The sequence below is a fragment of the Acinetobacter legionensis genome (assembly GCF_048551735.1).
Taxonomy (GTDB): domain Bacteria; phylum Pseudomonadota; class Gammaproteobacteria; order Pseudomonadales; family Moraxellaceae; genus Acinetobacter.
This window is the reverse complement of sequence record NZ_JBIMBV010000003.1, coordinates 127,983-147,816: the sequence shown is the minus strand read 5'-3', so window position 1 is coordinate 147,816 and position 19,834 is coordinate 127,983. Positions and strand designations below refer to the sequence as shown.

Genomic DNA, 19,834 nt, shown 5'->3' with positions numbered 1-19,834 from the left:
GCCCCCCAATAATGCACTAACCCCAATCTGCTTTAACTTTTGATTTAAATCATCCTTCATCATTTTATTCAACTTCATCAGGTTATTTTTTAGCTGGCTGAACATCAAGGTATTGCCAAACGGTATTGATCATTGGATGTGCTTTATAGCCTTGAACTTGTGGTTGCAACAGCCAATTACGAATACGGGTACTATGAATAATCCAAGGGTTATCTGCCTCTATCTGCCGACTGATTTTTTCATAAAATGGCGTTCGTTGTTGTGGCGGTAAAGTTAAAGCTTGCTGATACAGTGCATCATAAGCTTTAGATTGATAGCAACTTAAATTTCCTTTGCCTGAGTTCGGACCATAAAGCAATTGGGCAAAATTTTCTCCTTCAGGAAAATCAGCAATCCATGCCCCACCCCAAATCATATGTTTACACTGCATGGCTTCTTTTAAGTTATCGGCAAAATTACTGACCTTAAATTCAACACGCACTCCAATAGCATCTAAGTTTTTCTTCCATAACTCAGAATGAATGACTGAGCTTGAGCTATTTTCCGTATTATATTTCAGGGTAAGCGGCTGCCCGTTGGGTAAAGTTCGATAACCATCTTTGCCTTTCTTATAACCAAATCGATCCAGTAATTTATTGGCCAATAACGGGTTATAGGCAATACTACTTCTATATTGAGCATTGTGCCCTTGCACCCCATCTGGTACCAACATTTCAGCCCTAACCGCTTGACCTTTATAAAGTTGCTTAATCGCTTCTTGTTGGTTGTATGCCAGCGTAATGGCCCGACGTAGCGCTATTTTGTCTAGACTATAACCTCCCACAATCGGATCTTTCATATTGAACATGGTATAGGTGATTTCAGGGTCTTTATTGGGAAAATGTTGAATGCCCTGTTGTTTAAGTTCTGGTTTTAATTGTGTGCCGTTTAAAGCCTGAGGAACCGCATTTGAGGTTAATTTGTCAAAATCCAATTGGCCTGACTTAAACGCCAACCACCTTGACTGTTCTTCCTCAATAATACTCACGACAACCTTACCGACTTGAGGCATTTTTTTACCCGACATCTCTTTGACAAGTTGGTTATCCCATGCCGTACCTGTCGATTTATAATTCCAAATAAAGCCACGATAGTCAGGGTTTGCCACCAGCTCAATTTTACTACGTGGCACGTATTTACTCAGTTGGTAAGCACCTGTACCTACAGGATGCTGCCCGATACGATCACCATAAAACTCAACAACTTCACGCGCTGTTCCGCTAAAAGTGACATAGGCCAAAATATAAGGGAAATTATAATCTGCACGGGTTAAGGTGAATTGTAGAGTGTATTTGTCTAAAGCTTTAAGCCCTGAAATGGGCGCATCATAATTAAACTTGCCTGTCTTTTTCGCATTGGCAACTACTTGCTCTAAACCTTGAATTTTGCCATCAATAAAAGAATAGGTAGGCGAATGGTTTTCCGGATCACTCACACGTTGAATAGAGTAAATATAATCCTGAGCAGTCAGCTCACGTCGTTTGCCTTTAAACGCAGCATCATCGGTAAAATAAATGCCTGGCTTAATTTTAAAAGTATAGACCTTGCCCTCTTGTTCTATTTTTGGCAATGCTTGTGCCGTATTGGGCACCAATACCACAGGACGAGCCAGATAATCATATTTTAATAAAGGTTCAAATATCGCCTCTGCAATATTCCCACTATAGAAATTATAGGTTTTCACCATATCGAAACCATCATCTGGTGCTTCAAAAGCCAAATTCAGGATTTTATTCGGTTGTGCAGGCGTTTTCGCAATCGCCATTTCCCCGTAACTCATTGCACCGACCAACAACGCAAATTGTAAAAGCTTGAATTCCAAATTCACACCTATGTATTTTTATTCATCAAATTATTTAAACAGAATACTGGCAACACCATCATCCTGTAGATTGCTGCTTTGGTGCCGAACCAGAACGTTAAATTAACAATAGTGAAAAATTGAACGATATAACAGTATTAAATGCAAAGCGAATATCATGCCACTACGATTACCCCTTCTAAATTTTATTTATTTTTACCGTAATAAAATCACATTAATTCTATGAATATCTATGATTGACATCCTATCTTCATCTTTCACCCCAGCCTAAATATTAAATTCAGATATCATTTATCAGAACTACTCATAATGCACAATTTAAGTACACACACGTTCCAAAATTGATCACTTATTTTATCAAACACTTTAAATACTCACTTAATCTTTTGATTTAAAATAATTAATATCAAAAACAAAGTCATAATTAATAGTTATACGATTCATTAGATCTAGTTAAAGTCTTTAAATAACAAATAAATATAAAGAATAATTAAAGCCATCAGCGTGTTTTTTAATCACAACTTCATATTGTATTAACATTAATTAAGACGACTTCCAAACTTATTTTTCTACCATCAAGTCACGGATGAATAAGAAGATTAAACACTAGTCACGTAAATTCTTATCATTTTTTTGTATATTTTTAAAACATATAATTAGATAGTTGGCACTTGAATTGCTAGAAAGCAATGCAGCAATATCGCTAAGTACAAAAAAAAACGGATGTCTGAAAATATGAAAGTAAACAAAAATGTTTGCACTTTGGGATCGCCAACGATGGGGAAAACCTTACTAAAGTTGAGTACGCTTAGTCTAAGTATGATGTGGCTATCGCTAGCGCATGCAGCAGAAACTGAAGAAAAAACACAGCCAACAAAAGTAGCCAAAGTCACAGTTACAGGGTCTTCAATTAAAGGTGTTGCAGCTCAAAGTGCTTCACCCATTACGATTATTAAAGGTGAAGATCTAGCCAAACAAGGGGTAACCACTGTCGAAGAAGCACTGACCAAAGTCAGTTCTAACCAAGCTGGTTTTTCTACATCTCAAAATGTGGGTGCAAGTAATACCGAGGGTTCATCAGCCAATTTACGTGGATTAGGCACAGATAAAACTCTGGTCTTATTGAATGGTCGTCGTCTGGCTTATAGCCCATTTAGTACATCAACCACCAACCTTAATATTATTCCAATGGCAATGGTTGAACGTATCGAAGTCCTCCGTGATGGCGCATCAGCGGTTTATGGTGCCGATGCAATTGGTGGTGTCATCAATTTTATTACCAAAAAATCCTTTGAAGGTCTCAACATCAGTGTGGGAGCGACTCAGCCCGAAGCCAGTGGTGGTGATAAACAAGATATTTCCATCTTTGGGGGCTATGGCAATCTAGATGAACAAGGCTTTAATGTTTACGGTGTGGTCGATTATCGTAGAAGCAACAATATCATGGCAAAAGACCGCAAGATCAGTCGCCGTGGTGGTGTAATTCCTGAGCTCGGTTTAGATGCCAGCTCAGCAAATGCTTTCCCAGCAAATATTTTTGATCCCAAAAACAATATTTTGGCAAATCCATACGGCAATACAAATTGTAATAACACACCAAATGTCGCTGCAGATGGCGGCTTATGTTATCTCAATACCCAAGCACTGATTGGAATTACTCCAGAAGTTGAAACAATTTCAGCACTTGGCCGCGGAACCTTTAAACTTTCAGATAAATTTAATCTGATTGGAGAATATATCTTCTCACGTAACGAAGTTACTACTTCGATTGCGCCTGATGTATATAGCCGTTCAGTCACGCTTCCTTCGACAAGTCAATATTATCCAGGCAAAGGTATTGTCCCCGCAGTGAATGGACTCAGCAATGGAGATTTACAACTCTATCTGCGTTCACAAGGGGGAAACCGTTCAGGCAAAACAACCAATGACTCACATCGTGCATTTGCAGGAATTGAGGGTGAAGCCTATGGTTGGGATATCAATGCAGGCTTAACCTATGCAAAAAGTGAAGCAACCGATAGCTTTAATGCGGGTTACCTCAATCAAAGTAAAGTTCAAGCTGCTTTAAACGACGGTTCACTCAATCCATTTGGCCCTTCAGCCGATGCTAATATTTGGAAATCTTTTGAAGTCAATGGGGATACCAATAAAGCCAGCTTAGACTCAACCTCTTTTGATGTCACTGTATCTCGTCCAATCTATACACTGCCTGCGGGTGACGTTGGATTTGCCTTAGGTGGTAGTTTTACCAAACAAAATTGGGATCAAAAAATTAATGCTGAGATCGTCAGACAAGTGCCTGGTAGCGGTATAGATCCAGATAAACCTGTGAGTAAGGGTGATCGAGATATATCTGCAGTATTCACAGAATTACATATCCCGATTTTAGCCAATTTAGAAGCGCAGCTCGCAGCACGTTATGATGACTATAGTGATTTTGGCGATACCTTCAATCCAAAAGTTGCTTTACGTTGGGAACCGTTAAAGCAATTGATGTTCCGTACCTCATACAGCACAGGTTTTCGTGCACCCAGCTTATATGACATCAACTCACCGCAAAGCCAAACCTTTACAGGTTCGAAATACAATGACCCTGTGCTCTGCCCCGGTGGTACTGCAACTTCACCACAATACCAAACTGAATGTAATGTCCAATTTAAGCGTATGCAAGGTGGGAATCCCGACTTAAAAGCTGAAGAGTCAACATCTTATACTGCTGGACTGGTATTTGAGCCAATCAAAAATCTAGTATTTACAGCAGATTACTACAACATCAAAGTAGACAACCTGATTGATGCAATTACCGATTCAATTATTTTTGCTGACCCAAGCAAATATTCAAGTTTATTTGTCCGTGATGCAGATGGGCGGATCAAATATGTGAGTACCACTTTGATCAATATGGGTGGAATTAAAACCCAAGGAGTTGATTTAAGTTTGAACTATCTCACGCCTGTAACTAAAACAGGGCGTTTTGGTTTTGGTATTGATGGAACCTATGTCATTAAATATGACAAACAAGAAGAAAAAGGCGGGGAATGGGTCAGCCGTACAGGTAGCTATTATAACCAGCAAGTCTATTCTCGCTGGAAACATGTTGCCAATGTCAATTGGAGTTATGACAACTGGAAAATGATCTTTGAGCAACAATTTAGCCGTGGTTATAAAGACTCAAATTCTATTGGTGAAGCCAAATATGATAACCACCGAGTCAGTGATTACATCCTTTATAACATTGCGGGCACTTATAGCGGATTTAAGAACTTAGAACTCACTGGCGGGATCAAAAATATTTTTGACCAAGATCCACCTGCATCCAACGTGACTGATAACTTCCAATACGGTTATGACTCTAGCTATGCAGACCCAACAGGTCGCGCATATTACGTCAGAGCAACTTACAAATTCTAATTGGGCATTTCGCAAACATTATCTAAGCCTTGTCATGGTGTTTGCGTAATTGATTCATTCACTTAGCCAAACAAAAGAATTGAACAGAATTTTTTATCGTCTCTCTTTTACTATTTATTGTTTGTCTCTCATTTCAGGAGTAGCAATGGGCAAGAATTTTTCAGAATTAGAAAATAATTCTTCCAAACGCCTGATCGGGATTGGAGCAGTCATCTTACTGCATCTAATCATTCTCTATGGCTTGATTACGGGTTTATCTAAAACAGTTGAAAAACCAGCGGATGAACCTGTTGAATTACTGATTATTCAGGACAAAAAACCTGAACCAGAAAAACCTAAACCCATTGAAAAACCACCAGAACTACCAAAGTTGGTGCAGAAAGTTTTGAAAACGCCAGATCCAAAGCCGACTGAAAAACCAATGGAAAAACCGACAGCAACACCAAAGCAGCCGGCTACACCCACAGCAACGCCTAAGACCTCAGAAAGTCCTGAGCCGACACCAACCCCGACGCCAAAGCCAGAAACAACACCAAAACCTGAGCCTGCAAAAGCAAAACCAACAGGTGAAACACGCGGTGTGTCGAGTGGAGAAGCGGGTTGTAAAACCCCTGATTACCCACGTGAATCTTTACAAAACGAAGAACAAGGTGAGGTCCTTATTTCGGTATTTGTGGGTAGTGATGGAAAGGTTAAAGAGGCTAAAGTAAAAAAATCGAGTGGGAGTAAAAGCTTAGATAAAGCTGCCTCGAAAGCTTTTAGTTTATGTAAGTTTAAACCTGCATTAAAGAATGGTGAACCTCAAGATTCTTGGTATGACATACCTTATGAATTTGTACTGAATTAATCAATTAAATAAAAATTTGGAGATAAATGATGAATAAAGCGCTCAAATCTGTACGACTATTTGCTTCAGTTGGCATTTTAACTGTAAGCACCCTACTGCCTGTATCTGGTGTATTTGCAGAAGAAACCACTGCAACACCTGCGACTGTAACGGCAACAAATACAACAACAAGTGAAGCCCATACACCACCACCTAAACCAGCAACAACACAAGCTGTACACAACCCTTACGGTTTAGAAGCACTATGGCGCGAAGGTGATATTGTTGCTAAATCAACCCTATTTATCTTGGTCCTGATGTCGATTGGAACATGGTACATCATGGTAACCAAGTTTATTCAGCAGGCAAAAATTAAACGTCAGGGTAAAGAGGTTGAAGCCAAATTTTGGGATGCTGCATCAATTGACGGCGCTGCGGGAACACTAGGCGAAGCAAGTGCCTACCGTTTTATTGCTGAAAAAGGCATTAACTCAACCAAAAAACATGGTGGAAACCTACTTGAGCGTATCGACTTTAACACTTGGGTCACAATGTCGATTCAACGGGCAATTGATAAAATTCAAAGCCACTTAAGTGGTGGTTTAGCATTTCTTGCAACGGTTGGTTCTACCGCACCATTCGTAGGTTTATTCGGTACAGTTTGGGGAATCTATCATGCACTTACTGCAATTGGGATTTCGGGTCAGGCTTCTATTGATAAAGTTGCTGGACCTGTAGGCGAAGCACTGATCATGACAGCAATCGGTCTCGCTGTAGCAGTGCCTGCGGTACTTGGTTATAACTGGCTCACCCGCCGCAATAAAGCAGTATTGGATAATGTACGTACTTTTGGTTCTGACTTACATACTGTTTTACTCAGTGGTGAGATCAAAAACAGTAGTGATGCTAAATAAATGAGGGATCAGTTATGAGCATGACAGTCAATTCAGACAGTGACGAAGATGATGTGATTTCTGCGATTAATACCACACCTTTGGTGGATATTATGCTGGTTTTACTGATTATATTTTTAATCACTGTCCCTGTTGCAATTCACACGGTTCCAGTCAAATTGCCTGAGGAAAAAAATACACCTTATGTCACTAAACCAATTAATGTGCAAATCGCTGTCAATAAAGCGGGAGATATTTTTTGGAACGAAAAGTATATCGCAGATAAAAATACATTGATCAATCGTTTACAGGCTGAAGCAGCAAAACGCCCACAACCAGAAGTACATATTCGTGGTGATCAAGTAACAAAATTTGAAGCGATTGATGAAGTAATCAGTGCTACCAAGCAAGCAGGTATCGGCAAAATCGCTTTTGTCACGACACCAGTTGCCGCACCATAATCGAGAAAAGGAACAGCTTATGGCTATGAATGTCGGTGCCAATAAAGACGATGATGATGTGATGTTAGATGTCAATATGACACCACTTATTGATGTGATGCTGGTGTTGTTGATTATGTTTATTATCACCATCCCAATTCCAAATAATGCGATCAATATTGACTTGCCCAATGGTGCACCACCACCTACCAATGAGAAGCCACCTGAGCCAGTCACCTTACGTATTGACCCTCAAGGTAAAATCTTTTGGAATGATCAAGCTGTTGAAAATAAACAAGCGCTAGACGTTTTATTTGCTGGTGTTGCGCAGAAATCAGATCAAGATCCGATTAAAGTCCAGCCAGATAAACTCACTGAATATAAGGATGTAGCAATGGTGATGGCAGCCGCACAACGATTAAATGTTAAAAAAATCGGAATTGCAGCAAGCCAATAATATTTAAGGGATGAACAAAGCTGCACAGTACAATCGACTTGCAGCTTTGAGCCCTTGATCTATGCAATGTTTCAAGACGTTTTATTCATAGTGCGACATTATAAAGAACACAATACTCAATATATCTGACTTTCACTCACATCTAAACAAGCCAGCATCTGCTGGCTGATCATAAGCATTCAATCAATTAAGTGATTTTAAATGCCAAAGAAATGGCTTGATCTTGTTCTTCAGGATCAGGCCATTTTTGTGAAACAGATTTTAACTTCGTATAGAAACGAGCGGCATCTGGACCATATAAATGCGACTCACCAAATTTTGAACGTCGCAAACCACCAAAGTTAAAATAACTCACTGGGAGTGGTACAGGCACATTAACACCAATCATGCCCGACTCAACTTCCATAAAGAAGCGATGTGCTGACTTTCCATCACGGGTAAAAATCACCGAACCATTGCCATATTCATGGCTATTGGTCACAGCAATTGCCTCATCTAAACTATTGACGCGTAAAATTCCTCGCGCTGGGCCAAAAACCTCTTGTTGATAAAAATCCATATCTGTAGACAAATAATCAAATAGAGTTGGCCCAATATAATAGCCATTTGAATACTCTGGATGTTTAAAATCACGACCATCTAATACCAACTCAGCACCATCTGTAATACATTGATCAATCGCCTTTAAAACAGACTGTTGCGATTGCGCACTAATCACCGCACCAAAATCTGCAGTTGGATCATTATATGCGCCAACTTTCAATGCATTGATTTTTTCCACGATACGTTGACGTAAGCGATCTGCCGTTTCAGCACCGACGGGAATGAGCAATGACACCGCCATACAACGTTGACTTGCTGATCCAAACCCTGCTGAAACAAAGGCATTTGCAGCCGCTTCAAGATCGGCATCAGGCATCACCACCATGTGATTTTTCCCGCCTGTAAATGCGGCAACACGTTTGTTATGTGAGGTGCCTTTTTGGTAAACATATTCACCAATCTGTGTAGAACCCACAAAGCTCACAGCTGCGATTTCAGGATGTTCAAGTAATGCATCGACTGCGGTTTTATCCCCTTGTACAACATTAAATACATCATCTGGAAGACCAGCTTCTTTCCATAACTCTGCAAAAAATAATGCAGCCGAAGGCACTTTTTCAGATGGTTTCCAAACAATTGAATTACCCACAGACACAGCCATTGCCATCATAACAGCAGGAATCATGATGGGGAAATTAAACGGGGTAATACAGCCCACCACACCCACAGGAACACGTACAGAAAACACATCGATGTCGCCAGCAACATTACGTGCATATTCGCCCTTAGTAATCTGTGGGGCATTACAAGCAAATTCAATTCCTTCAATCGCACGGCCAATTTCACCGATTGCATCGGCAATAGTTTTGCCATGTTCACGACCAATGATTTCTGCTAATTCAGATGTTTTGGCAATCATTAACTCACGTAATTTAAAAAGAACTTGCAAGCGTGTAGCATGTGAAGCTTTTGCCCATTTTTTTGCATTTGCTGATGTCGCAGCTTTTACGGCAGTATCAATCACTGTTGCATCGCCATAAGCACAACGTGCTATTTCTTCACCTGTAGAGGGATTAAATACTGGGCCTGAATGTTGAGTTTCTGTGATATGACGACCTGAAATATAATGTCCGATTAAAGTACTCATCCTGATTTTTCCTTCACGTTGCGACTGAAACTAAATTAAAAATACTACTGAAGTCGGTCTTTCCATGACCACTTTGACTATGCTTACTATAAATCGTTTGAGCCAATGTTCCTAAACTCACCTGTGCATCGACTTCGGATGCTGCATCTAGGGATAATCCCAAATCTTTCATCATTAAATCGGTCATAAAGCCCGCAATATAACCTTGACTTGAAGGCACATTTTCCAAAACATCTGGGACAGGATTATATTTCTCCACACACCAATTTGCCCCGGAACTGTTTTGAATAATCTCAGACATGACTTTGGGATCTAAACCATGTCGCATTGCCAGATTCAAAGCTTCACTGGTACCAATCATATTGATTGCCAGCAGCATGTTATTACTGGCTTTGGCAATCTGCCCTGCACCATGTTCTCCAGCATGAAAAATATTTTTACCCATTTTCTCTAAAATAGATTTCGCTCGCTCAAACTGCAGCTTTGAACCACCCACCATAAAGGTCAAGCTTGCTGCTTGGGCAGCTAAAGTTCCACCTGAAACAGGTGCATCTACACAGTCGACTCCCATAGATTCTGCAAACTTTGAGACTTCTCGGCTGGTTAAAGCTGCAATCGACGAACAATCAATAATCAACGAACCCTTTTTTAAACTTTTTAAAATACCTTGATCACCAAGATAAAAATTTCTGACACTTTCTGAGTTGGGTAACATGGTGATCACAACATCTGCATCTTGAAGAACGTGCTTGTGATCTACGGCTACACCACCCAAGGATTTAAATGCTGCAACAGCCTCGGGGGATAAATCTAAGCCTGTCACCTTCCACTGTGCACTGAGCAAATTTTTAGCCATAGGAAGCCCCATATTCCCAAGACCAATAAAGGAAATATTCATATTTATTCCTAAAAATTAAGTGTTGTAAATTTGATCATTGATTGCAATGATTTTCTTTAAATCAATCATCTACTCTAAACAGACAATTTGCTTTTAACCGTTTTACGATGTCGCGCTAGGCTGAGATCATCACGCTTCATAAACAAGCTACAGAAGATTGCGAAAATCGCCATACTTACGATGTAGATAACAATCAAATGAGGACTACCATTACCAATACTGAGTAGTTTGGTGGCGATCAATGGCGCTAATCCACCGCCTAACACGCCTGCAAATTGAACTGAAATCGAGATGCCACTGTAGCGAATTTCGGCAGGGAACTGTCGAGCAAACAACTGAGACTGTGGCGCATACATAATCGGAAACACCACGCCGATTGCTAAAACAATTGCGGTCCAGACCAACACAGGATCTTTGGTATCCAGCATGCTAAAGAACGGATAGCAATACAATGCAAGGACCACTAGACCAAACATAAACATATTCCGCTGCCCCACTTTATCGGATAAATGTCCACACAATGGCGTCATCACCATGATTAAGCCTGCACCACAAATCGTTGCAAACAAAATGTCTTGGCGAGGAATACCTAACTTGGTTGTGGTATAGGCTAAGGCAAAAGTTGAAGCAATATAGAACCATGCATTTTCAGCAGCACGGGCAAAGATAATCGTGAGTAATTCACGCGGATGATTTTTAAAGACCTGCATTGCTGGAACTTTAACTTCTTGTGCTTGTTGTTTTACTTTTTCAAAATCTGGTGACTCAGGTACTTTGACACGGATATACCACCCCACACCTAACAATAAAATGCTGGCAAGGAAAGGCAAACGCCAGCCCCAACTAAATAGACTTGCTTCGGGTAAAAGTGAAACCAACCCCAGTGCGATAGAGGCCAACATTAAACCACCACCGGCACTCGCTTGCGGTAAACTCCCCCAAAAGCCTTTACCGCCTTCAGGTGCATGCTCCACAGCCATCAACACGGCACCACCCCACTCGCCACCCATTGCCATACCTTGAACAAAGCGTAAAATCACCAGAAAAAAGGTCGCCCAATATCCAATACTTTCGTAGGTTGGCAATAGGCCAATTAAAACGGTAGGAATCCCCATCATAATCAGGGTAGTGAGCAACATTGTTTTTCGACCAATTTTGTCCCCGAAATGACCAAAGATAATACCTCCCAACGGACGTCCTATAAAACCAACTGCGTATGTGGCAAATGCAGCCAGTACGCCTGTTAATGGATCAAGATTTGGGAAAAACAATTTATTGAAAATCAACGCTGCGGCTGCACCGTAAATAAAAAAGTCATACCATTCAATTGTCGTTCCCACCATGCTGGATATACCTGCTAAACGGTGTGAAGATTTTTTCTGTTGTTGAGGACCTGATCCTTGTATGTGCTCCATCGCTACCTCGCCCAATTTTTAGTATTGTCATCCATTCATCACCTTAGAGATAATCTATCCTGATTATATTAATTAAGGTGAGCTCATTCTTTTTACATAAACAAGTTAAAATAAGCAGCCAAGATTAATATTGATTTATTTTGATAAAAAATTCTAAATAACCTACAGGCTTCTCATCATCAATGTGAATCAATTGCTTTTTTCAGTCAACACCCTTAATTACTTAAGTAGTTTTAAAAATAAAACAAATAAAGCAAATACAACTAGTTATATTAAAAACCTAAATATAGACTAAAGTTAAATATAAAAAATGTGATACATTGCATAGTATTTAAAATACTAAATTTATATACATAGTCATATAAAAATAATCTATTTAATTTTCATCATATTATAAAAAAATAACGGTTTAATACTTGTTATTTCCATCTAGCTCGCTATATTTATTATTATACTAAGTAAGGATGCTTATTATGAACTATAATAAAATCGCATTTGATTTTAGCCCTGCACCGATCGTTGTATTAAGTTATAGACATATGATGGAAATGAATTCTGCATTTGCCACTTTGTTTGGCTATGAGCGTGGGGAATTGATCGAGCAATCTATTGTGAAAATTTTTCCTAGCCTTGAGGATTATGAAAAAGTTGGCAATGATGCATTACAAAGTTTACTGTTAAAAAAAAGCCATTACTATTCCGATCAGCGTTTTATGCAGCACAAAAATGGCGAAATCTTTTGGACACATACTCATGGGCAAACATTGACGCCTGAAGATCCATTTAAATTAATGGTCTGGCATTTTGAACGAAAAGATCAGGTGTTATCTTCTAAGCAAAAACTCACAAAACGTGAATCTGAAATTACCCAATTGATTGTCAATGGGTTTACCTGTAAAGAAATTGCCCGGAAATTAGAGCTATCACACCGGACCATAGAAGTACATAAAGCAAATTTAATGAAAAAGTTGGGCGTTCGCTCCAAAGCAGAACTAACCTCAAAAATTATTATTCGAGAAAATGATAGCTACTAAAAATGATCACAGTCATTATACTGTGATCATGTATGAGCCTAAGAAATTAAGCTTTTTTCACAAATTCTGATTTCAATTTCATTGGACCAATCCCATCGATTTTACAATCAATATCATGACCATCATTACTGTCTACAAGTAACCGAATACTTTTGACTTTCGTTCCTACCTTGACCACTGAAGAAGAACCTTTAATTTTTAAATCTTTAATCACCGTCACTGAGTCGCCATCTGCCAAGATATTTCCAACAGCATCTTTAATCGTCACGTTGTCATCTGCTGTTACTTGCTCACCATCTTTCCATTCATAGCTACATTCTGGGCAAATCAATAAATCACTATCTTGATAGGTGTATTCTGAATTACATTTCGGACAATGGGGCAACGACATAATAAGCTCAGCTTAGGATCAAATCACAATCATAGCATTTTAAGATTTTTCATCAACTTAAAAACCATAATAAATATAAGGAATAATTTAAAAATCAACCGCGATCATTAAACTAAGCTTTAGGATTTAACACATCCAGCAAAACACTGACATGATTTCGACCTTGATTTTTGGTCGCCGTTAATAAGGTTATAGGACCTTGTGCTGTAAGTTTCCGCAATTCATCTAACGATACTGTAACCTGAGATAATTCAACCCGATATCGTTTTTGAAATTCATCCCAACGGCTTTCTATATCCTCGTGATACCATTTTCTCAGTTGATTAGATGGTGTAACGTCTTTTGGCCATAAGTCAATCTTAGCATCTTCTTTTTTGATACCGCATGGCCATAAGCGATCAACGAGAATCCTTTTACCATCTGTTTCTGAAACAGCATCATAAATCCGCTTACTATAAATCGTCATTATTTTTCCAAACTGGAGTTGTACTTAACCGAAGTGATTCTAAATAATGAGAAATATCCTTTCACAAGGTAATACTGGAGTAACAATAAATATGCACGCCCCACCTTAGCTGTTGCACTAAAAACATAGCACTATCTTATACTTGCTTACGCAATCTAGACAATCGATGATTGAATTGCCCACTTATTGTTGAGGATAGCGGTGCACCATTTGCTCTCGAAAACGATTATTTTCATTATTTCACTAGCACTATTTTATTGGTCTGGAATGGTTGGATTGACCAATAACCCAAGTAACTGCAAAGACTCTTGCCATCCCAAGTAACAGGCTTCAACAGGAATCACTTTGGGGATGCCTGACTGGGTAATATTGACTTCAGTTCCGACAAGCACCCCTTTTATTTCAATGATCACTTCAATATCTCCAGCTAATTCGGGATTATCAAAGCGATCAAAATATCGTATGCGCTGGTTTGGAATAAGCTCCGCGTAAGTTCCACCAAATGAATGAGTTGAACCTGTAGAAAAATTGGTAAAAGACATCCGATAAGAACCGCCAACTTTCGCATCCATTTGGTAAAGTTTTGCGGTAAATCCATGGGGTGGCATCCATTTTACAATCGCGTCTGGGTCTAAGAATGCTTTATAGACTCGCTCTGGTGGTGCACTAAAAACGCGATGCAATTTTACCGTGTTACTCATACTCATATCCTTGACTATTATTCTTGTTGAAAATCAAGTTTAGCGCTGTATAAAGCTTTCATATGTATGGTTTGAGTAGTCTGAAACTTAAAAAAGCAGATCAACAAGGATATGCTTTTAAAACAATATCAGTCATCTATTCCTCATCGTCTTCATCATCAAATATATAGGTTGTGCATCCCCAACCATCATACTCACCTTCAAACTGCTCAGCAATTTTAGTAAACCATTGCTCTAAATCCACAATGTCTTCGTAGTCTGGAAGAAGATGAACATAAATTGTAATCACCCATTCATTTGGCTGTACTTCTTCGTCCAAATACAGTGAAACTTTTTGCTCTTCGTGTAAAAGATAAATTGCACATTTTTCAGCAAGTTCTTGTGTTTTAAAATACACAGAAAACTCGATTTCATGTACCTCTTCCAAATCATCACCATCTTCGTGCATTTGCCAAAGTAGATTACCGTTATCATCTTCTGGGAATTTTTCAAAATCACGAGTCATGGCTAAGCCCTCTTTTAAGGTTATAAATATTATGAGTTTACAATATCAAAGTTTTATGACAGTTTTAAAATATTGCCCATTCGCACACAAATTACTACTTTTATTTGACGTCAATTTGTAATAAAAATTGAATTAATTCTATGATTAATAAAACTCATATCTATTGTTAACCTATATTCATTGACGATTAAACTAATAATGACAGGTGCATGATGCCAGACTTTAGCCAACAACAACGACAAGAAATTCTTTTACTGATTCAACAAGGTCGTAAAGTTGAAGCAGTTAAATGGGTCAAAGACCACTCAGACTTAGGCTTGAAAGACGCGAAGGATTATGTAGAAAACCTGACAGAAAACTCATACGACTTTGCATTTTCAGATACTGCCCAAAGTGTTATTTCTCGTGATATACACTTGCAAACTCCACAACAAGACATTCTTGTCCTGATTCAACAAAATCGTAAAATTGAAGCGATTAAACTGGTCATGGAAAATTCAAACCTTGGGCTAAAAGATGCCAAAGACTTTGTAGAACAGCTCACTGAAAATCCTCATTTAGCAATCAATCAATTTCAGTTCGATGATGATTTTTATGATAGTCAGCATCCACGCTATAAGGCAATTCAGTCGAATTTTGAAACTGGCGAAATCTATGTGTTAGATCAAGATCATCAAAAAGTGTTGATAAATGAACATCATCCTGACTGGAATGAAATTATGCATCATTTTACGCAAGGTGAAACATATGATTCGGCTGCTGACTACATTGCTGCAATGAAAGCCAAAGCACGTGATAGCGCTGTCAATTCGACACATAATATTCATTCAATTCCCCGCCCATCCAGCGTGACAACACAACCGGTCGGTATTGAAGATCAAACCCAGAAAAAAGGCTTACCTATTTTTATGCTTATTGTTATTGCGATTGTTGCTGTGCTTGCATATCAATTTTTTATCAAGCAATAAAATGCAACGCCGCGATAAAATTTAACACAGCAATAAGATTGAATATGCAATGCAAAATGTCTAATAAAGTTTAAAACAGTCAAAAGAAAGCCTTTCGACTAAAAGCTCTTGTTCTGATCACTTAAATTATTCGGGGTAAGCATCTACCCATTGAATCAAATATAATTACAAGCATTGCTTGATCTACTTAAATACCATTAAATAGAACCAACAGAACAATTCCTTATTGCACAACTTCAACTAGATCCTACCGCAGCACAAAATTTAGTCCGCATCCTACATGAATCACCCGATGCGTTTCATGCTTTTAAAGCAAACCCTCAAATTTTATCGGGCGAAATACCAAATATAAAAAATGAAAGCAAATCTTTTCAATTCAACTTTTCATCTAGTACGGTGAAAATGCCCCATCAGGATGGTAAAACCATTGAAATCAATGATCAACATCCCGACTGGCAAGAGATCAAAAAACAATTCCAAATCGATTTGACTCAACCAGATGCTTTATCCAAATTTGCCGAAAACTTTATACAAGGACAGACGCAAAATACCTCATCACAAGCAAAGTCTTCATCTTATGATTCAACAAGCCCTACTTACGCTTCGGTTCAAACCTCAGGGGTGGAAGACTTGAGTCATCAGAATATATCCAGCAGCATGCTGTTATTGATTGGGTTTCTTGTTTTGATTGGGATTGCAGCCTTTTACGATTTTAAAACATGATTGATCAGTATGAAAATTAACTCAGCTCAATAATATCAATAGTTGGTGGTACTCTAAACCGAAAAGGTACACCCACCATACCGGTACCGACACTGACAAATACATCGGCATTTTCATGCTGATATAAACCACGTTTATGACCGAGGATAGACACTTTTTTCATCACATAGCTGGTCAACCACGGCAATTCAACTTGCCCGCCATGTGTATGCCCAGACAGCATCAGCGGACGTGTAGGTAATTGCGGAACCATATCTACCGTATCGGGGTTATGTGACAAAATTAACCACGGTTTGTCTTGAGGTAAGTCAGGCATATAGCGCATATCCGCTTTACCTGCCCATAAATCACCCACACCGATTAAACGAAAATCATCAAATTCAACAATTTTACCTTCAATATCCATAACATTATTGGCTGCTAAAGCTTTTGCCAATAACCCTTGAATCGGTGGTCCCGGATATTGCTCATCATGATTGCCATTCACTGAATAAATAGGAGCTTCAATCTCTTTTAAGATCGCCAACTCTTCAACCAATTTATTTTCAGGCTCATAGGTCCAATCTCCCGCAACTACAACAAAATCGGGTTGAGCTAAATTAATTTTTTTGACAATTGTTTTCAGCTGACGCTCATGTCCAGAAAATAGTCCGATATGTAAATCAGCAAGCAGCGCAACTTTAATCGGTTGAGTAAATGTTTTCTCTTGACCCAAACAATAACCCATATGCTGAACATGAACTGTATGTGGTTCAATAAAACGAGCATAAATCAGTAATGCACTGAGCAAAAAAACAAAAATACTTTCATGTAATGAGAATTTTCCGATGTAACCTGCATAAATGCTAAAAAATAACAACGGAATTAATAAATAAGATAGGTAGAATGCGAGTAAATGGACGAAAGACTTAAAAGGATGGATCGTTTCAGTTCTAGATTGACTTAACCATGCTTGGCTCATTCCCCATATTGCAAGCACAATGAAGCAGAGATAAAAAATTGATGTAACGGTTAGGGTTGGAAACATATTCAATCTCTCAAGTACTGTGTATGTACTTGTCATCTCTCTATTTATCTTTTGAAAAGGGGATATTGGCATTTCATAAATGGATTGCATTTCAGCAAACATCAATGAATTGTCAATATATCCTCAGGCAATTATACTCTAGCTCTGAGAAATCTTAGAAAATATTATGCAAAGAACGATCAATCGTAATACCCAATTACAGCAAAAAGCTCACAATCACCATGTGTCAAAATTTTGGGTGATGATCGGTTCTTGCCTCTTACTCAGCCTTTCTGCCTGTTCAACTCTACCCCGACAAGAAAATATTAAACCCGAATATGCTTACGATATAGAAACCAAAGACACCCCTTTAGCACAAATTATTTCCCCATTAAAAGCGCAAAATCCAGAGTTAACTGGTTATCACGTTCTGTATGATCCGCTGGAAGCAATCGCAGCACGCATCAATTTGATTGAAAAAGCACAAAAAACATTAGATTTGCAATATTACATTTGGGACAATGACAAAATTGGCTCATTGGCTTTATACAAAATTATTGAAGCCGCAGATCGCGGTGTTAAAGTTCGTTTACTGATCGATGATAATAATGCTAAACAAATGGAAGGGGTTTATCTCGCCTTAGATCAACACCCAAACATAGAAGTAAAATTATTTAACCCTTACCGTTTTAGAAGTATTCGTCCAATCGATATGGTGCTGGATTTAAAACGTATTAATCGTCGTATGCATAATAAAACATTTACTGCTGATAATCAGATTTCATTAATTGGCGGACGTAATATGAGTAATCAATATTACAATGTTAGTGACAATTATCAATTTTCAGATGTTGATGTCATGCTTGTAGGCCAAGCGGTAGATGATATTACCCATTCTTTTGATGAATATTGGAATCATAGCTATGCTTATCCGGTAAGAAATATTGTCAATCACAGTACCTACACCTTACGTTATGACAGCCTAAAAGAACAATTAACCCACCATTACCAAGAAATTACGGTTCAAAATTATTTAAATTTAAGTAATCGTACGCATGCTTTTGATCAGTGGCTCAATCAGAATATTCAACTTGATTGGGTCAAAGCAGAGGTGGTCAAAGATGCCCCTGATAAAATTCAGGCCAAGGCAAAAAAAGAACAGCATCTCAACTTCCAAATGGTGAAACGCTTAGATATCCCAACTCAAAATGTCGATCTGATCTCTGCTTATTTTGTTCCGCAAAAAAAAGGCGCAAAGAAACTGGTTGAGCTGGCAGATGAGGGCGTCAAAGTACGTATCCTGACCAATTCATTTAAAGCCAATGATGTCGCATTGGTGCATGCATTTTATGCAAAATATCGAGATAACTTATTAAAAAATGGTGTCGAGCTTTATGAGTTCCTGCCTGCCGTTTCTGAGGAGAATCTCTATGCCAATTCAGAAGAAATCTCAAAGAAAGCCAAAGTCAGTTTAAAGGGCTTAAGCCGTTCTAGCTTGCATGCCAAACTGATGGCTGTGGATAATAAGCAAGTATTTATTGGTTCATTTAATTTCGACCCACGTTCAGCCAACTTAAATACTGAAATTGGCGTCATTATCAACAGTCCACCGTTGGCAATTGCTGTACATAAAACCATGGACGATAATTTAAAAAAATATGCTTATAAGTTGGTTCTAGATTCACAGAATAAAATCAATTGGCTCAAAGAAACACCTCAAGGTATTGTCACTTTAAGAAAAGAACCAAAAATGAATTGGTGGCAAAAAGCAGGAATTAAGGTGATTTCTTGGTTGCCGATTGAGGGCTTTATGTAATCCTGAATAGTTTCATAGATATGGTATAAGCACTGAATAAGCAAAGTAATACAATTCATGAAAAATCGCATAATATAAGGTGTATTCACTGCCTTATATTTTGAGAAAAGTTTCGATCAATTTGCATAAGCGATGCTCTACTTTTCTCGGGCAATGCCAAAACTTACGCTGCAAACAAAGCCGTGCTTTGTTTTTGCTCATGTTTGTCAAAGGGGCAATCCTTATCGCCCTTGACCAACGGCGGCATCCATGCCGACAAATGCGATAGCCATCTCTGGTAAAATCGTTGAGAAACAATAATGCCTTCACTGTATTTTTGAATCTAGAATCAAT

Annotated in this window: 18 protein-coding genes; 9 read left to right on the top strand and 9 right to left on the bottom strand. The window is 38.6% G+C overall.

The window, feature by feature from the left end; genetic code table 11:
- Positions 1 to 82 precede the first annotated feature (82 nt).
- Entirely contained in the window at positions 83 to 1,873 is a 1,791-nt protein-coding gene (locus ACG9ZL_RS04010; RefSeq protein ID WP_419359206.1) for an ABC transporter substrate-binding protein, read from the bottom strand.
- A 723-nt stretch (positions 1,874 to 2,596) separates the two neighbouring features.
- Between ACG9ZL_RS04010 and ACG9ZL_RS04005 the strand changes: the two genes are divergently transcribed.
- The 5 genes from ACG9ZL_RS04005 to ACG9ZL_RS03985 all read left to right on the top strand — a co-directional run bounded on the left by ACG9ZL_RS04005 (position 2,597) and on the right by ACG9ZL_RS03985 (position 7,888).
- Positions 2,597 to 5,272: a TonB-dependent receptor gene (locus tag ACG9ZL_RS04005; RefSeq protein WP_419359164.1), complete on the top strand. Its 2,676-nt coding sequence runs from the start codon at positions 2,597 to 2,599 to the stop codon at positions 5,270 to 5,272.
- A gap of 145 nt (positions 5,273 to 5,417) precedes the next feature.
- Positions 5,418 to 6,119 carry an energy transducer TonB gene (locus ACG9ZL_RS04000; protein WP_419359162.1) on the top strand — a complete coding sequence of 234 codons (702 nt, stop codon included), beginning with the start codon at positions 5,418 to 5,420 and terminating at the stop codon, positions 6,117 to 6,119.
- Between the two features lie 26 nt (positions 6,120 to 6,145).
- Entirely contained in the window at positions 6,146 to 7,012 is an 867-nt protein-coding gene (locus ACG9ZL_RS03995; protein WP_419328033.1) for a MotA/TolQ/ExbB proton channel family protein, read from the top strand.
- A 14-nt stretch (positions 7,013 to 7,026) separates the two neighbouring features.
- Positions 7,027 to 7,452, top strand: a complete 426-nt coding sequence (locus ACG9ZL_RS03990; RefSeq protein WP_336953294.1) for an ExbD/TolR family protein — start codon at positions 7,027 to 7,029, stop codon at positions 7,450 to 7,452.
- Positions 7,453 to 7,471: 19 nt separating this feature from the next.
- On the top strand, positions 7,472 to 7,888 hold the full coding sequence (locus tag ACG9ZL_RS03985) for an ExbD/TolR family protein (RefSeq protein ID WP_419359160.1): 417 nt from the start codon (positions 7,472 to 7,474) through the stop codon (positions 7,886 to 7,888).
- 187 nt (positions 7,889 to 8,075) lie between these two features.
- Here the strand turns inward: ACG9ZL_RS03985 and ACG9ZL_RS03980 are convergent, their stop codons facing one another.
- From ACG9ZL_RS03980 to ACG9ZL_RS03970, 3 genes are all read right to left on the bottom strand, one after another.
- A complete protein-coding gene (locus ACG9ZL_RS03980; protein WP_419359159.1) occupies positions 8,076 to 9,578 on the bottom strand; it encodes a CoA-acylating methylmalonate-semialdehyde dehydrogenase in 1,503 nt (500 codons plus the stop codon).
- Between the two features lie 13 nt (positions 9,579 to 9,591).
- Entirely contained in the window at positions 9,592 to 10,476 is an 885-nt protein-coding gene (gene mmsB, locus ACG9ZL_RS03975) for a 3-hydroxyisobutyrate dehydrogenase (RefSeq protein WP_419359158.1), read from the bottom strand.
- 74 nt (positions 10,477 to 10,550) lie between these two features.
- Positions 10,551 to 11,891: an MFS transporter gene (locus tag ACG9ZL_RS03970; protein WP_419359157.1), complete on the bottom strand. Its 1,341-nt coding sequence runs from the start codon at positions 11,889 to 11,891 to the stop codon at positions 10,551 to 10,553.
- Between the two features lie 473 nt (positions 11,892 to 12,364).
- Between ACG9ZL_RS03970 and ACG9ZL_RS03965 the strand changes: the two genes are divergently transcribed.
- Entirely contained in the window at positions 12,365 to 12,925 is a 561-nt protein-coding gene (locus ACG9ZL_RS03965; RefSeq protein WP_336953299.1) for a LuxR C-terminal-related transcriptional regulator, read from the top strand.
- A 46-nt stretch (positions 12,926 to 12,971) separates the two neighbouring features.
- On the opposite strand, the gene ACG9ZL_RS03960 is transcribed toward ACG9ZL_RS03965, so the two are convergent.
- The 4 genes from ACG9ZL_RS03960 to ACG9ZL_RS03945 form a co-directional block, all read right to left on the bottom strand.
- On the bottom strand, positions 12,972 to 13,316 hold the full coding sequence (locus tag ACG9ZL_RS03960) for a zinc ribbon domain-containing protein YjdM (RefSeq protein WP_336953300.1): 345 nt from the start codon (positions 13,314 to 13,316) through the stop codon (positions 12,972 to 12,974).
- Between the two features lie 112 nt (positions 13,317 to 13,428).
- Positions 13,429 to 13,782, bottom strand: a complete 354-nt coding sequence (locus ACG9ZL_RS03955; RefSeq protein ID WP_419359155.1) for a DUF488 domain-containing protein — start codon at positions 13,780 to 13,782, stop codon at positions 13,429 to 13,431.
- 254 nt (positions 13,783 to 14,036) lie between these two features.
- Positions 14,037 to 14,483: an SRPBCC family protein gene (locus tag ACG9ZL_RS03950; RefSeq protein ID WP_336953303.1), complete on the bottom strand. Its 447-nt coding sequence runs from the start codon at positions 14,481 to 14,483 to the stop codon at positions 14,037 to 14,039.
- 136 nt (positions 14,484 to 14,619) lie between these two features.
- Positions 14,620 to 14,988: a ribonuclease E inhibitor RraB gene (locus ACG9ZL_RS03945; protein ID WP_336953304.1), complete on the bottom strand. Its 369-nt coding sequence runs from the start codon at positions 14,986 to 14,988 to the stop codon at positions 14,620 to 14,622.
- 209 nt (positions 14,989 to 15,197) lie between these two features.
- On the opposite strand from ACG9ZL_RS03945, the gene ACG9ZL_RS03940 reads away from it, so the two are divergent.
- Both ACG9ZL_RS03940 and ACG9ZL_RS03935 read left to right on the top strand, forming a co-directional pair.
- Entirely contained in the window at positions 15,198 to 15,956 is a 759-nt protein-coding gene (locus ACG9ZL_RS03940) for a ribosomal protein L7/L12 (RefSeq protein WP_419359153.1), read from the top strand.
- 402 nt (positions 15,957 to 16,358) lie between these two features.
- Positions 16,359 to 16,679: a hypothetical protein gene (locus tag ACG9ZL_RS03935; protein ID WP_336953306.1), complete on the top strand. Its 321-nt coding sequence runs from the start codon at positions 16,359 to 16,361 to the stop codon at positions 16,677 to 16,679.
- A 16-nt stretch (positions 16,680 to 16,695) separates the two neighbouring features.
- On the opposite strand, the gene ACG9ZL_RS03930 is transcribed toward ACG9ZL_RS03935, so the two are convergent.
- On the bottom strand, positions 16,696 to 17,706 hold the full coding sequence (locus tag ACG9ZL_RS03930) for a metallophosphoesterase (protein WP_419328039.1): 1,011 nt from the start codon (positions 17,704 to 17,706) through the stop codon (positions 16,696 to 16,698).
- Between the two features lie 166 nt (positions 17,707 to 17,872).
- Here ACG9ZL_RS03930 and ACG9ZL_RS03925 point away from each other — a divergent pair, with 166 nt between their 5' ends.
- Positions 17,873 to 19,501: a phospholipase D family protein gene (locus ACG9ZL_RS03925; protein ID WP_419359151.1), complete on the top strand. Its 1,629-nt coding sequence runs from the start codon at positions 17,873 to 17,875 to the stop codon at positions 19,499 to 19,501.
- Positions 19,502 to 19,834: the final 333 nt, after the last annotated feature.

Coding starts and splice junctions, on each gene's coding strand:
- ACG9ZL_RS03970 (WP_419359157.1), bottom strand. CDS start 11,891: ATGGAGCACATACAAGGATCAGGTCCTCAACAACAGAAAAAATCTTCA.
- ACG9ZL_RS03995 (WP_419328033.1), top strand. CDS start 6,146: ATGATGAATAAAGCGCTCAAATCTGTACGACTATTTGCTTCAGTTGGC.
- ACG9ZL_RS03965 (WP_336953299.1), top strand. CDS start 12,365: ATGAACTATAATAAAATCGCATTTGATTTTAGCCCTGCACCGATCGTT.
- ACG9ZL_RS03985 (WP_419359160.1), top strand. CDS start 7,472: ATGGCTATGAATGTCGGTGCCAATAAAGACGATGATGATGTGATGTTA.
- ACG9ZL_RS03980 (WP_419359159.1), bottom strand. CDS start 9,578: ATGAGTACTTTAATCGGACATTATATTTCAGGTCGTCATATCACAGAA.
- ACG9ZL_RS03990 (WP_336953294.1), top strand. CDS start 7,027: ATGAGCATGACAGTCAATTCAGACAGTGACGAAGATGATGTGATTTCT.
- ACG9ZL_RS03930 (WP_419328039.1), bottom strand. CDS start 17,706: ATGTTTCCAACCCTAACCGTTACATCAATTTTTTATCTCTGCTTCATT.
- ACG9ZL_RS03935 (WP_336953306.1), top strand. CDS start 16,359: ATGCCCCATCAGGATGGTAAAACCATTGAAATCAATGATCAACATCCC.
- ACG9ZL_RS03955 (WP_419359155.1), bottom strand. CDS start 13,782: ATGACGATTTATAGTAAGCGGATTTATGATGCTGTTTCAGAAACAGAT.
- mmsB (WP_419359158.1), bottom strand. CDS start 10,476: ATGAATATTTCCTTTATTGGTCTTGGGAATATGGGGCTTCCTATGGCT.
- ACG9ZL_RS03960 (WP_336953300.1), bottom strand. CDS start 13,316: ATGTCGTTGCCCCATTGTCCGAAATGTAATTCAGAATACACCTATCAA.
- ACG9ZL_RS04005 (WP_419359164.1), top strand. CDS start 2,597: ATGAAAGTAAACAAAAATGTTTGCACTTTGGGATCGCCAACGATGGGG.
- ACG9ZL_RS03950 (WP_336953303.1), bottom strand. CDS start 14,483: ATGAGTAACACGGTAAAATTGCATCGCGTTTTTAGTGCACCACCAGAG.
- ACG9ZL_RS03945 (WP_336953304.1), bottom strand. CDS start 14,988: ATGACTCGTGATTTTGAAAAATTCCCAGAAGATGATAACGGTAATCTA.
- ACG9ZL_RS04000 (WP_419359162.1), top strand. CDS start 5,418: ATGGGCAAGAATTTTTCAGAATTAGAAAATAATTCTTCCAAACGCCTG.
- ACG9ZL_RS03940 (WP_419359153.1), top strand. CDS start 15,198: ATGATGCCAGACTTTAGCCAACAACAACGACAAGAAATTCTTTTACTG.
- ACG9ZL_RS03925 (WP_419359151.1), top strand. CDS start 17,873: ATGCAAAGAACGATCAATCGTAATACCCAATTACAGCAAAAAGCTCAC.